Origin of the sequence: Ampullimonas aquatilis (assembly GCF_049675895.1) — a bacterium.
Classification (GTDB): Bacteria; Pseudomonadota; Gammaproteobacteria; order Burkholderiales; family Burkholderiaceae_D; genus Ampullimonas; species Ampullimonas aquatilis.
In genome coordinates this window covers 1,919,333-1,931,778 of sequence record NZ_CP183834.1, presented here as the reverse complement: position 1 = coordinate 1,931,778, position 12,446 = coordinate 1,919,333, and the positions used below count along the sequence as shown (strand labels likewise).

Sequence of the window (12,446 nt, the reverse complement as noted above, 5' to 3'; positions counted from 1 at the left end):
ATGAACAGCAAACTCACACTGAATCTGGACAAGTCGGCCAACGCGCTGCGCTTGGCGCTCGACAAGGCCGGCGTGGTGGCGAACGTGAAGGCGGAAACCGCCGCGATCATCGACGTCTCCGGCTCGTTCGAGCACGAACACGAGGAGGGCACGACCAGCATCCTGATCGAGCGGCTCGTACCCTACTGCATGGTGCTCGACCCGGACCGCAGGATGGATGTCTTCACCTTCAGCGCTGGCGAAGACAGCGCCCACTACGTGGGCGCGGTGACGCCCGACGATGCGCGCGACTACGTCACGCGCAACATCGTCGACCGGGTTCCGGGTTGGAACGGCGGCACGACCTACAGCTTCGTGCTCGAGCGCGCGCTCGAGCACTTCGGCTGGAAGGTGTGCGAGGAGGCACACCGCTCATCCCAGGGTGCCGGCTTTCTCAGCCGCCTGTTCGGCTGGTCGGCGAGCGGGCATGAGCACGGCACCCCACACACGCACGAGAAGAGGCGCTCGCTCGTGCTCTTCATCACCGACGGCGAAAACGACAGGAGCGATGAGGCGCGCACCATGCGCATCCTCGAGGAATCGCAGAAGCGCGGCGACCAGGTCTACTTCCTGTTCATCGGCGCCTGCGAAGACAAGGGCGTGACGTTCGAATTCGTGCAGAAGATCGCACACCGGTTCAAGAACACCGGCGTGGTGGTGATCCGCGATCTCGAAGCCTTCGTGGCGCAGTCGGACGAGGAACTCAACGCCACCCTGCTGGGTCCCGAACTCGTCGAGTGGCTCAAGTCGTAGCCGGCAGGGTTCGTCCCAGCTTGCCCTTCCCGACGCGGCCTCGTCGATGCCTGCGGGCGCTGGCCTGGGGCATCACTCCGCAACTGGCCGCAGCGGCTGCTGCAGCGCAGCCGTTGGACGACTACATCAAAACCCTGACCGTCCCGGCATCGCCGACGGCAGCAACGTCGTCGGGGCTGGCCGCATTCAGGTGGAGACCGGGCTGCACCGGGAATACCGCAGCAGCAATGGCGCGCAGTCCCGGACGCTGTTCCTGCCCACGCTGCTTAGAATGGGGCTGAGGGAGAATTTCGAGTTCCGCATCGAGAGCAACACCTGCACCCGGACGACGGAGACCGACTCGACGCAGGGGATGGCAAGACGTGGGTCCTCTCCAGGCTGGGCATCTCGTTGCACAAGACGGCTGCGCGTGGGGCTTGCGCCATGTTCGCCGGACTACACAGCGCGAGCGCCCTCGGCCGCGGCGCTGTCGGCATCCTCGATCTCGATCGTCGTGTGTGACAGAGCGAACCGGGTGGCCATGGCCCCGCGCGCCGCGGCGAGCACGGTCTTGGCGTCCGCGCCGCCATCGACGACAAGGTGGCAGCTCATCGAGTCCAGGCCGGAAGTGATGGTCCACACATGCAGGTCGCGCACCGCAGTCACTCCGGGGATTGCGAGCAGCGTGCGCTCAAGCAGCGCGACGTCGACTTCGGGCGGTGTGCCTTCCATCAGGATGTGGATCGCCTGCTTGAGCAGGGTCCAGGTGCGCGGCAGGATGAGCAGCCCGATGCCGGCGCCGATCAGCGGGTCGGCAAGCTTCCAGCCGGTGAAGATGATGATGCCGGCGGCGACCAGCACGCCCAGCGAACCCAGCATGTCGCCCAGCACCTCGAAGTAAGCGCCCTTCACGTTGAGGCTTTCCTTCGAGCCGGCCGCCAGCAGCTTCATGCTGATGAGGTTGACCACCAAGCCGGCTGCGGCCACCGCCAGCATCGGCACACCCAGAATCTCGGGTGGATTGAGGTAACGCTGGTAGGCCTCGTAGAAGATGTAGACCGTCAACAGCAGCAGCACGACGGCATTGGTGAGCGCGGACAGCACTTCCATCCGCACATAGCCGTAAGTCTTCTGTGGCGTGCGTGGGCGCTCCGAGAAGCGGATCGCCAGCAGCGCCAGCGCCAGCCCGCCGGCATCGGTCAGCATGTGTGCGGCGTCGGCCAGCAGGGCCAGGCTGCCGGTCCACAGGCCGCCGACAACCTCGATGGCCATGAAGGCCGAAGTCAGTGCCAGCGCCCAGATGAGGTTCTGCCGGTGGCGCCCCGCTGCCGTACCGGAGGGTTTGCTGTCAGGCAGACGAGTTGCTGGAGTCGTTACTTGAGGCTCATCGATCATGTTCTTCCTTCTGGGGTAGGCGTAAGGATTCCTTCGTAAATGAATAAGATCGCCGGGAAACCCTTGTCACGCTTGAGCATCAGACGTGAAAACCCCCGGCAGCAGAACTCCGCGTGGGTTGAGATTTGATGAATCATACGGGCAGAGATCGGTCGCTAATCACGTACATTTTTACACTGCGATTCTTACTGCAGGTCCCTTTGGCCAACTTCCAAGGCACGAGGAGCGATTCGCGACGAGCTAGTGGCCATTTTCTGCATTGCCCGTGCGCCGCTTTAGGTGCTCGGCAGTCCGCTCAACCTGGAACAGGCTGATGTCGTCTTGCGTACTCCCTTTGGGGTGGAAAGGCGTGCTGATTACCTCAATAAGCCGCAAGATGTAAATGAAGACAAATGCGATCAGTCCTATGGCGACGAAGGAGGTCGAGAATGGCTCAAGGGCCGTCAGAAGCAGAAGACCGATGGTGCCGAGCAGCACTGACTTCGCCAGAAAGAACGCCGACGGGATGAAGCGGATCGACTGGATGTAGTTGACGCGGAACAGATTCCGAACCAGTTGCGCTTGCTCCTGCTTCAGCTTGACAATGTAGTTGGGCGGCACTTCGGCCTTCTCCATCTGCGCGAAGAACTCCCCCAGCGCAAACACGTGATGGTGGGTCTCCCTGTTGCCCGACACTACATCGTCGCGCAAGCTGTCCAGCGCCGCGAGCAGTCCTTCGCGGAACCCCTCAATGTCCAACGGATAGCGGCGACTGATCAAGAGCACGTCCTCGTACATATTCTCGACGATAGCCGTGAATTCCGCGGGAAGCCGCTCGCTTTCCTTGTAGTCTGCGATGGTGGCCGACAGGATGAACCCGAGGATGAAGAAGCCACCTGCGACCGCGGTGGCGTGTAGGGGGCTCAAGACCAGCATCTCCCAACCAAGCAAGTGAACGACGAGTTTCAGCCCGAGCACCAGCGCGAGCCACGCCAGGCTTCGAATGAAGATCTGCTGCTTGGATATCCAAGCTCTCATACGAGGAATTTGCAACATTTCAAGTTGAACCTTGCCCAATCTACGACTATGCACGAGCGACTCGGAGCCTCCGCGAATATTTTTTCGCAGCCAACTGATAAACATCAAGATAGAAGGCGTATCAGGCCTGCGGGGTGAATCGCCCAACCGAGTAGACCTGCCAACCCCATTACGGCGCCAAATCCCGTCGGGATCAGCGCGACAAAGTAGAGCCAGCGCTGATGGGTCAGCGCCGTCACCGCCAGCAATGCAATCGCAATTGCCAGCAAGGCATCAGAAAGATCAAATTGATCATCGCGATAATTGCCTGAGTCATAATCCTTCTGATCCTGTTCGGCCTTGATGCGCAATTCTTCTTTTTTCTTGTTTTGCTCTGCCGCCAGTTTCTCGTATGTCTGGATGGCATCGATATAGGCCGCTTGTTCCGGTGGCGCTTTTCCTGCCGCAGCCAGTCTCAGCTGAACGACAGCGGCTTGGGCGATTTCTTCGCGAATATTGCGTGCCTGATAAAACGCCCAGCGGTCCAGCTTGTTGGCCTGCGCCTGCTGCATTCCCTGAACGATATTATCGTCCTTGACCTTGCAAATCCCCATGAAGGTGGCGAGGAAAGCGACGGTGATCGCCACTAGCATATTCAGGCGCGCCACACTGCGTTCGCTGGCCTGCATCTGGTTGGCCTGTTCCACAGCATCTAAAACGGTAATTTCCATTGCTGAATCGCCTGATGAAATGAATAAATGCCGACACGCATTTTACCCGGCTTTGACACCGCCAAGTCACACGCCCAGTGCAAGGCCTTGATCGGCAAGGCTTTCTAGATAATGAACACGTTAATTTATGTTTCTTGAAAGTCTGCATCGGCTCGGACAAGTTGACTCAGGGATTCGGTGTGCGGTCTGCTGTCAAGCCGCAGCCGCACTCGGCACCGCACCAGCGGCCGCCCGCTCAGCCGTCTTGTAGGCCAGCAGTCGCAACGCGTTGACCACGACAATCAGCGTCGAGCCTTCGTGAAACAGCACCGCGGTGCCGATGTTCAGGCCGAAGATCGTGGCCGGGATCAGCACCGCGACGACGCCCAGGCTCACATAGAGGTTCTGCTTGATGATGCGGCTGGTGCTGCGCGACAGGCCGACAGCGAAAGGCAATTGCGCCAGGTCGTCGGCCATCAGCGCGACGTCGGCGGTTTCCAGCGCGACATCGGAGCCCGCCGCACCCATCGCGATGCCCACTGTCGAGTTGGCCATTGCCGGCGCGTCGTTGACGCCGTCGCCGACCATCGCGACCTTGCCGTGCTGGTCACGCAGCGCCTTGATCGCATCGACTTTGTGCTCGGGCATCAGATCGCCGCGCGCCTCGGTCAGGCCCACACTCTTGGCCACCGCCTCGGCCACTTGCTGGTTGTCGCCAGAAATCATGATCAGTCGCTCGATGCCGAGCTCGCGCAGTTCGGCCATCACCCGCGCGGCCTCCGGCCGTGGCGTATCCATCACGGCGATGACGCCCAGAAACCGCTGTCCATGACGCACCACCATCGTCGTACGGCCCGCGGCAACCAGCTTGTCATTGGCCGCTGCCACCTCGGGCGGCAGCGTCGAATCGGGCAGTTCGGAGAATAGCACCGGCTTGCCGATCACCGCCGTCTCGCCAGCGACCTGCGCCTGCACGCCGCGGCCGGTAATGCTTTTGACGTCGGATACAGCAGGCAGTGCGACCCGTCCGCCCAGCCGCTCGGCGGCACCGGTGACGACGGCCGAAGCCAGCGGATGGTCGCTGCCTTGTTCGACCGCCTGGGCCAGGGCCAGCAACTCGTCTTCGCTAACCCCGGGCATCGCCACCACATCCGTCAGCCGCGGTTTGCCTTCGGTCAATGTGCCGGTCTTGTCGAAGGCGATCGAAGTCAGCGTGCCCAGGTTCTCGAGCGGCCCGCCGCCCTTGACCAGCACTCCACCGCGGCCAGCGCGAGCCACGCCGCTGAGGACGGCGCTCGGCACCGAGATTGCCAGCGCGCACGGGCTGGCCGCCACGAGCACTGCCATCGCACGGTAGAAGCTGGCTGAGAACGGCTCGTCGATCACCACTCCGGCGAACAGCAGCACCACTACGAGCACCAGCACTGCCGGCACAAAAAGGCGCTCGAAGCGTTCGGTGAACTGCTGCGTTGGCGAGCGCTGCGCCTCGGCCTCGGTGACCATCTTTACCACCCGCGCCATCGTCGATTGCTCGGCGCGGCGGGCGACCATCACCTCGATCGCGCCCGAGCCGTTGATCGTGCCGGCAAAGACGCGATGCTCGGCGCTAACGCGGTCGAACGCGGCCAGTGCCGCCGGCGCGTCGGCCACTGGCCGCTTGTCGACCGGAACGCTCTCGCCCGTCACCGGCGCCTGGTTGACGCTGGTCGTCCCGACCACCACCACGCCATCGGCAGGCAGTCGTTCGTTGGGGCGCACGATCACGACGTCGGCCACCTGCAATGCGGCGACGGCGACTTCCTCGGTTCCGGCGGCGCGGCGCACGGTGGCTGTCTCTGGTGCCAACTTGGCCAGGGCTTCGATCGCCTTGCGGGCGCGGCCCATCGCGTAGTGCTCCAGCGAATGTCCCAGACTGAACAAGAACAACAGCAAGGCGCCTTCGGCCCACTTGCCAAGCGCTGCAGCGCCGATGGCGGCCACCAGCATCAGCGTGTCGATCTCGAAGCGCCTTGCGCGAAGGTTGTCGAACGCTTCGCGAACCGTGTAGTAGCCGCCGAATAAATAGGCCGCGACGTACAGCGCCGTAGGCAGCCACGCCGGACTGACGACCACGCGTTCGAGCAGCCAGCCAACACCCAGCAGCGCGCCGGCAGTGCCGGCGAAGACGAGTTCGGTCATCTCACCGAATGGGCCGCCGGCGTGCGAGTGGCCGGCGTGGTCACCGGCTGCCTTGGCGTGGTCGTGACCGGCGTGGTCGTCCGCTTTCGCCGCGTCTGCCGGTGCCGCATCGGGCGCCTTGAGGCCCAGCGTGGCGGCGTGTTCCAGCAAGACCTGCGCCGACACCTTCTGGCGGTCGTATTCGATCCGCACCGCGCCCGAAGCAGCGACATCAGCTTCGAGCACGCCAGGTATACTGCGCAGCCCGTCGGCGACGCTGCGCGCGGCGCGCGCATGAAGCGCTGCGTCGGCGCGCACGACCAAATGCCCGAAGCGCTCGCTGATCTCCGCGCCCGCGGCATGAACCAGTTCTCGGACGCGGCCGATGTTGATCTGTGCCGGGTCGTAGTGGATGCACAACTGCGGCGCGTCGGCGTCGCGCGCGACATGCGCCTCGGAGATACCGGGCCTTCCCGACAGCGCGGCGATCAGTCGGCCGACGCAGCGGTCGTCGGCGTCGGGCAGGAGCAGCGGCAGGTCGAGCCGCAGCCGGGTCGTTGGTTCGTTCATTGGCACTCTCTTTCGTTGTTATGCTGCAGGGCCGACTGGTCAAAGCATTTCATCGGCGGACCATCACTGCGCCTGTCACTGGCGATAATATTTTTGAAGCCATCGCGGATGGCACCTTGAACTGGGTAACGGCCGCTGCAATCGGCTTAGCGTGCTTGATTTTCCATTTTCCGAGATGCCCCCTATTGGGCGAGTGCTCTTTCTGCAGCGTATATCGACCGATGCTCAGCGATCCCATCTTAACGACATTGAACCGGCTCATTTGAGATCTCTTAGCAGTTCCAGCATATCTTTAAATTCTCCGCCCACGCGATCCAGAATAAATTGGTACATGATTGCGTTCTCGGAAAACTTAGATCGCTCCACATCCATCTCGACGGTGTTGCCGTCGGCACTGATCTGGTTTGGCTCCTGATATTTGATCGCAACTCCTTTATAAGATCCCCCCGCTGGATCTGAGGCAATATGCGATGGGGATGTTGTAGCCAAACCCGGAAAGGATCCCGTTGTATATTGGGCTTTCTTCATGGCCTCATTGAGGTCGATATCGATAGCCTTGTAACCGGGAGTATCAGCGTTCGCGATATTTGAAGCGATTAACTGCTGGCGATAAGCCCGAATACCGAGCGCCATTTCCATGAAATTCTTCGACGAAGGCCCTGCATCGGAAACCGGGAAGTGACGAGGGTTGCCTTTTGACGCATCGTCTCCTCGGCGTTGTATCGCTTGCCCTAAAGCGTTTGCGAAAGAATCGGTAAGCGGCGAAGTCCCTTGGACGTCTGGACGATTTTCAGCATGCCGTATAGAAATATCGGAAGAGGCATTATCGGGGCGATTAATCGGCTGCATGGCGCTCCTTCGATCAACTGGGCAATTGGCGGGGACGGACAGGCAAGTGGTTTGCTATAACTGACCGGTCCCGCTTGGACTCTTGAGATAAGCAACTACCTTAGGGTGAACCGAACAACCTGACTCGCTTTGTCGCCAAGTTTCACCAAAGCCGCCGCCTTCATGCCGGGCTGGATCTTGAAGGCCCCTTGCGCCTGCAGCTTGTTGCCCCCGGCCGGCAGCAATTTGGCTTCTGTTTTCTCAGATGCGGACAGCAACGTCATCGTCGCTGACGCGTTCTTGGTATCTACCGGCTGATCATGGTCGGTGACGTAAAGCGTGAGGACATCGGCCTTCGCCACCAGCTCAAAGTTGATGTCCTTGACGACCGAGACGATGCCGCCATGCTGCGGTTTGACGTCGTGGGCATGTGCCTGCCCCGGTTTTTCGTCATGGGCGTGGCCCTTGTGATCGTCCGCGGCCGAGGCCTGGTGGATGGCGCAAAACGCAGCGAGAACGGTGATGACATGCGATAGCTTCATGGGGTTGCTCCCTTTGGGTTGATAACTTGATGAATGGTGATGCGGCTCTTCCCCGTACCCGGGCGTGCCAGCGACATAGGTGCATCCCCCCGCCTGGCGGTTGCAGGGGGTGGTTTCGCATTGCAGCGTCGTGTGAACGACCTTGAAGCGCTGGGCCAGGTGGGAATCAAATCGCCCTCCAGCGAGAAAGAGCGGTCGTGGACTACATGGGCGGTCAGGCTGACCTGGCCGCCACTCAGCAATAGAAGGCTGACCAGGATGACAACCAAGCCGATGCCGGCGATGACCAGCATTCCCGTCGGGTGGACCTCGGGCGGATGCAGGAAGCGCTGATATGCCTCGCCCAGGATGTAGAGGGCGACGGCAAAGAGCAGCAAGGCATTGAACGCCGCCAGGATTTCGAACCGGTGGTAGCCATAGGTCCGCCGGACATCGGCCGGGCGCCGGGCGATGCGGATGGCGGCCAGGGCGATGGCGAGCGCAAATATGTGCGCGGCGTCCGAGATGAGGGCGAGGCTGCCGGTCAGCACGCCGCCAACGACTTCGGCCATCAGAAAGCCGAAAGTCAGCACCAGGGCAAGGCGCAAGGCCCGCTCGTTCCCGGTACTCGGCAGCGCGTGGGTGTGGCTTGCACTCATGGTGGCGGTTCCTTTCCGGAGTGGCGTTTCTTCGATCCCTGCTTCACTGCCTGCAGCCGACGCCGGAGTTCGGCGGAAAATTTTGGGGGCGGGGTGCGCCTCCCCTCGCGCCAGCAGACAAAGACATAGAAGGCCAGCATGGCAATCACCAAGCCCAGGCCGACGACGATCAGCCGAAACTCAAGGTGACTGTGAAGGAGATGGTCGAGCATGGGGTGACGCTACCGCCATCAAGACTGCTGCGCCTTGCCGCAGTTCGGGCAAAACTTCACCCCCGGCGCCAGGCTTGCATTGCAGGCGGCGCAAGCACCGGGCAGCAGCGTTGTGCCGCATTGCGCGCAAAAGCGCGCGCCCGGATTGGGCACGATGCCGCACTTCGGGCAAGAAGGGCCACCGGCGGCTACCCCGCCACTGGGCTGCCCGGTATTCGACGGGTAATTTTGTCCCCAGCCATGATCACCGCCCGGATAATTCCCCTGGCCGCGATGATGACCTCCTTGATGACCACCTTGATGGCCGCCGGCCATCCCCTGCAAGAGCTTTTCAAAAAATCCCATGACATCCTCCGCGAACTGAGTCGGTAGATATGTGACCGGTTGCCTGATTCGCTGTTTCAGCGCCAAGCCTCCGGCCACGCCTGCAAACCTTATGCTTGTGTCGGCTCGGGGGCCGACTCGGCGGTGAAATCCTCTTCCTCAGCATCTTTGCCATGGACAAGACGATAAAGAAGGGGCAGAACGAGAAGCGTCAGTGCAGTCGATGACAGGATGCCGCCGATCACTACCGTGGCGAGCGGACGCTGAACTTCGGCACCGGTGCCCGTTGCTATTGCCATGGGAACAAAGCCGAGGGAAGCGACCAAGGCCGTCATCAGCACGGGACGCAAGCGGGTCAATGCTCCCTCGTGAATGGCATCATCCAGAGTGCGTCCTTCTTCTCGTAAGCTACGGATGAACGCAATCATCACCAGCCCGTTGAGTACCGCCACACCGGACAAGGCAATGAAACCGATACCGGCTGAAATCGACAGCGGGATGTCTCTCAACCAAAGCGCAACGACACCGCCCGTTAACGCGAACGGAATGCCGGTAAACACTAGCAATCCATCTTTTGCATTGCCGAACATGACAAACAGCAGCGTGAACACCAGCAGCAAGGCAACAGGTACGACAATTTTCAGGCGTTGAGAAGCCGATTCCAGTTGCTCGAAGGTTCCGCCCCAGGATGTCCAATAGCCGGTCGGAATTTTGACCTCTGCCAGGCGTGTCTGTGCTTCGCCCACGAACGAGCCGATGTCCCGTCCCCGAACGTTGGCACTGACGACCACGCGCCGCTTGCCATTCTCCCGGCTGACTTGATTGGGCCCCGGCGCGACTTCCAGGCTGGCGACCTCACTTAAAGGGATATAGGTCGTACGCCCCTCGATGCCGTTGCTGACTGCAGTGCTTTTTGGCAAGGCGATCGGTAGACGCTTCATCGATTCGATATCAGAACGCAGGTTATCGGGTAGACGAACGACAATATCGAAGCGTCGATCGCCTTCGAACATGGTTCCAGCCTCTCGACCACCAATGGCCGTCGAAATCGCATCCTGAACATCGCCGACGTTGAGCCCATAGCGAGCGGTCTTGTCGCGATCGATGTTGACGGTCAGCATGGGCAAGCCGGTCGTCTGCTCCACCTTGACTTCGGATGCGCCGGGTATCTTTCCCAGAACGGCGGCAATTTTGCCCGCCGTTTCGTTCATCACATCCATGTCGTCGCCGAAGATTTTGATCGCGACATCGCTGCGGACCCCGGAGATCAACTCGTTGAAGCGCAACTGGATTGGCTGAGAGAATTCATAGGTATTGCCCGGCAGCTTACCAGCGGTCTCCTGTATGGCTGCCAGCAGTTGATCCCTGGATTTCTTTGGCTCGGGCCACTGCGTTTCCGGCTTCAGCATGATGTAGCCGTCCGAGATATTGGGGGGCATGGGATCGGAAGCGATTTCAGCTGTTCCTGTCCGCGCAAACACACGCTCGATTTCCGGGAAATCCGCTTTAAGCCGCTTTTCCAGTTGTTGCTGCATGGCAACGGACTGGGACAGGCTGGTTCCCGGAATACGCAGTGCCTGAATGGCGAAATCGCCTTCATTCAAGCTGGGAACGAATTCGCTCCCCATGCGTGTGGCAAGCAGGCCGGAGAGAATGACCATAACGGCTGTGAAAACCAGGACCACTGGCTTGTTGGCCATGACATTGGCCAGCACCGGCTCATACCAGCGCTTGGCGGTCCGCATCAGGATGTTTTCCTTTTCTGCCACCTTCGCACCGATGAACAGCGCCACTGCCGCCGGGATGAAGGTGACGGAGAGGATCATGGCGCCAACCAGAGCCGTGACCACGGTGAAGGCCATGGGATGGAACATCTTCCCTTCAACGCCGGTGAGCGCAAAGATCGGCAGGTAAACGATCATGATGATGATCTGACCGAAAAGTAGTGGCCGGCGTGCCTCTCTGGATGCGGCAAAGACCTCGTGGAAGCGTTCGGTCCGGGTCAGCGGTCGCCCGTGATGTTCCTGAGCATGGGCCAGTCGACGAACGCAGTTCTCGACGATGACGACTGCGCCGTCGATGATGATCCCGAAGTCGAGGGCCCCGAGGCTCATCAAGTTGGCACTGATGTGGTAAGTCACCATTCCTGAAAAGGTAAACAACATGGAAAGCGGAATCACCATGGCTGTGATTACCGCTGCCCGGATGTTGCCGAGGAACAGGAACAGAATGACGATGACCAGAACGGCGCCCTCGAGGAGGTTTTTCTTGACGGTATTGATCGCCTTATCCACCAGAACAGTCCGGTCATAGACGGTGACCGCCTTAACTCCTTCCGGCAGGCTGCGGTTGATTTCGGCCATTTTCTGGTCCACAGCCGCGGAGACGGTGCGACTGTTCTCGCCAATCAGCATGAATACCGTACCGAGGACGATTTCACGACCGTTGTCGGTTGCGGCACCGGTCCGCAGTTCGCGGCCGATACCGACCTCCGCTACATCGCGGATGCGGATCGCTACCCCTTGCACATTGCCGAGAATGACGTTGCGGATGTCCTCGATGGTCCGTACCTGGCCTGGTGCTCGGATCAGGTACTGTTCGCCACGCTTCTCGATATAGCCTGCCCCGACGTTGCTGTTGTTGCGGTCGAGAGCGGTTACCACGTCTTGCAGCGTCAGCCCATAGGAAGCCAGCTTTTCCGGACTGGGCGCAACCTGGTATTCCTTGGCAAAGCCGCCGATCGAGTTGATTTCGGTCACCCCCGGCACATTGCGCAATTGCGGCTTGATGATCCAATCCTGAATCTCGCGCAGATCAGTCGGCGTATAGAGCGTGCCATCTGGCTTCCTCGCACCGTCTTCAGTTTCGACAGTCCAAAGGTAAATTTCCCCAAGGCCTGTCGAGATCGGCCCCATGGCCGGCGAAATTCCGGCCGGAAGTTTTCCCTTGGCCTCCTGAATACGCTGATTGACCAGTTGGCGAGCGAAATAGATGTCCGTGCCGTCCTTGAAAATCACCGTGACTTGGGACAAACCGTAACGTGACATGGAGCGGGTTTGTTCCAGATGGGGCAATCCGGCCATGACGGTCTCGACCGGATAGGTCACCCGTTGCTCAACTTCCAATGGTGAGTAACCGGGTGCCGCTGTATTGATCTGAACCTGGACGTTCGTGATGTCGGGCACCGCGTCGATCGGCAGCCGCTGGTAGTTGTAAATGCCCAGCACGGCCATGCCAAGCACGGCCAAAATGACCAGCCAGCGGTGCTCAATGGCGAGGCGAATGATGCGTTCAAACATGTTG

The 12,446-nt window shown here is 60.6% G+C and carries 10 protein-coding genes and 1 pseudogene; 1 reads left to right on the top strand and 10 read right to left on the bottom strand.

The window, feature by feature from the left end:
* Nucleotides 1–792, top strand: coding sequence for a VWA domain-containing protein (locus ACMYR3_RS08925; RefSeq protein WP_424191403.1), 792 nt, complete (start codon nucleotides 1–3; stop codon nucleotides 790–792).
* A gap of 435 nt (nucleotides 793–1,227) precedes the next feature.
* On the opposite strand, the gene ACMYR3_RS08920 is transcribed toward ACMYR3_RS08925, so the two are convergent.
* The 10 genes and pseudogenes from ACMYR3_RS08920 to ACMYR3_RS08875 form a co-directional block, all read right to left on the bottom strand.
* The gene (locus tag ACMYR3_RS08920; RefSeq protein ID WP_424191401.1) at nucleotides 1,228–2,166 is read right to left on the bottom strand and encodes a cation diffusion facilitator family transporter; all 939 of its coding nucleotides are present in this window, start codon (nucleotides 2,164–2,166) and stop codon (nucleotides 1,228–1,230) included.
* A 240-nt stretch (nucleotides 2,167–2,406) separates the two neighbouring features.
* A complete protein-coding gene (locus tag ACMYR3_RS08915; RefSeq protein WP_424191399.1) occupies nucleotides 2,407–3,201 on the bottom strand; it encodes a hypothetical protein in 795 nt (264 codons plus the stop codon).
* A gap of 86 nt (nucleotides 3,202–3,287) precedes the next feature.
* On the bottom strand, nucleotides 3,288–3,893 hold the full coding sequence (locus tag ACMYR3_RS08910; protein ID WP_424191397.1) for a DUF4337 domain-containing protein: 606 nt from the start codon (nucleotides 3,891–3,893) through the stop codon (nucleotides 3,288–3,290).
* Between the two features lie 192 nt (nucleotides 3,894–4,085).
* The gene (locus ACMYR3_RS08905) at nucleotides 4,086–6,599 is read right to left on the bottom strand and encodes a heavy metal translocating P-type ATPase (RefSeq protein WP_424191395.1); all 2,514 of its coding nucleotides are present in this window, start codon (nucleotides 6,597–6,599) and stop codon (nucleotides 4,086–4,088) included.
* 258 nt (nucleotides 6,600–6,857) lie between these two features.
* On the bottom strand, nucleotides 6,858–7,448 hold the full coding sequence (gene flgB, locus ACMYR3_RS08900) for a flagellar basal body rod protein FlgB (protein WP_424191393.1): 591 nt from the start codon (nucleotides 7,446–7,448) through the stop codon (nucleotides 6,858–6,860).
* A gap of 95 nt (nucleotides 7,449–7,543) precedes the next feature.
* Nucleotides 7,544–7,969 carry a hypothetical protein gene (locus tag ACMYR3_RS08895; protein WP_424191391.1) on the bottom strand — a complete coding sequence of 142 codons (426 nt, stop codon included), beginning with the start codon at nucleotides 7,967–7,969 and terminating at the stop codon, nucleotides 7,544–7,546.
* Between the two features lie 155 nt (nucleotides 7,970–8,124).
* Nucleotides 8,125–8,607 (bottom strand): annotated as a pseudogene (locus ACMYR3_RS08890) (cation diffusion facilitator family transporter); the annotation flags it as partial.
* Nucleotides 8,604–8,819 carry a hypothetical protein gene (locus tag ACMYR3_RS08885; RefSeq protein ID WP_424191389.1) on the bottom strand — a complete coding sequence of 72 codons (216 nt, stop codon included), beginning with the start codon at nucleotides 8,817–8,819 and terminating at the stop codon, nucleotides 8,604–8,606. The gene ACMYR3_RS08885 and the pseudogene ACMYR3_RS08890, both read right to left, overlap by 4 nt.
* Before the next feature lie 18 nt (nucleotides 8,820–8,837).
* On the bottom strand, nucleotides 8,838–9,164 hold the full coding sequence (locus ACMYR3_RS08880) for a zinc ribbon domain-containing protein (protein ID WP_424191387.1): 327 nt from the start codon (nucleotides 9,162–9,164) through the stop codon (nucleotides 8,838–8,840).
* Between the two features lie 89 nt (nucleotides 9,165–9,253).
* Entirely contained in the window at nucleotides 9,254–12,442 is a 3,189-nt protein-coding gene (locus ACMYR3_RS08875) for a CusA/CzcA family heavy metal efflux RND transporter (protein WP_424191385.1), read from the bottom strand.
* Between the last annotated feature and the right edge of the window lie 4 nt (nucleotides 12,443–12,446).

Excerpts from the sequence above, each read along its gene's own strand:
- ACMYR3_RS08925 (WP_424191403.1), top strand. The coding sequence starts at position 1 with ATGAACAGCAAACTCACACTGAATCTGGACAAGTCGGCCAACGCGCTG.
- ACMYR3_RS08920 (WP_424191401.1), bottom strand. The coding sequence starts at position 2,166 with ATGATCGATGAGCCTCAAGTAACGACTCCAGCAACTCGTCTGCCTGAC.
- ACMYR3_RS08915 (WP_424191399.1), bottom strand. The coding sequence starts at position 3,201 with ATGTTGCAAATTCCTCGTATGAGAGCTTGGATATCCAAGCAGCAGATC.
- ACMYR3_RS08910 (WP_424191397.1), bottom strand. The coding sequence starts at position 3,893 with ATGGAAATTACCGTTTTAGATGCTGTGGAACAGGCCAACCAGATGCAG.
- ACMYR3_RS08905 (WP_424191395.1), bottom strand. The coding sequence starts at position 6,599 with ATGAACGAACCAACGACCCGGCTGCGGCTCGACCTGCCGCTGCTCCTG.
- flgB (WP_424191393.1), bottom strand. The coding sequence starts at position 7,448 with ATGCAGCCGATTAATCGCCCCGATAATGCCTCTTCCGATATTTCTATA.
- ACMYR3_RS08895 (WP_424191391.1), bottom strand. The coding sequence starts at position 7,969 with ATGAAGCTATCGCATGTCATCACCGTTCTCGCTGCGTTTTGCGCCATC.
- ACMYR3_RS08885 (WP_424191389.1), bottom strand. The coding sequence starts at position 8,819 with ATGCTCGACCATCTCCTTCACAGTCACCTTGAGTTTCGGCTGATCGTC.
- ACMYR3_RS08880 (WP_424191387.1), bottom strand. The coding sequence starts at position 9,164 with ATGGGATTTTTTGAAAAGCTCTTGCAGGGGATGGCCGGCGGCCATCAA.
- ACMYR3_RS08875 (WP_424191385.1), bottom strand. The coding sequence starts at position 12,442 with ATGTTTGAACGCATCATTCGCCTCGCCATTGAGCACCGCTGGCTGGTC.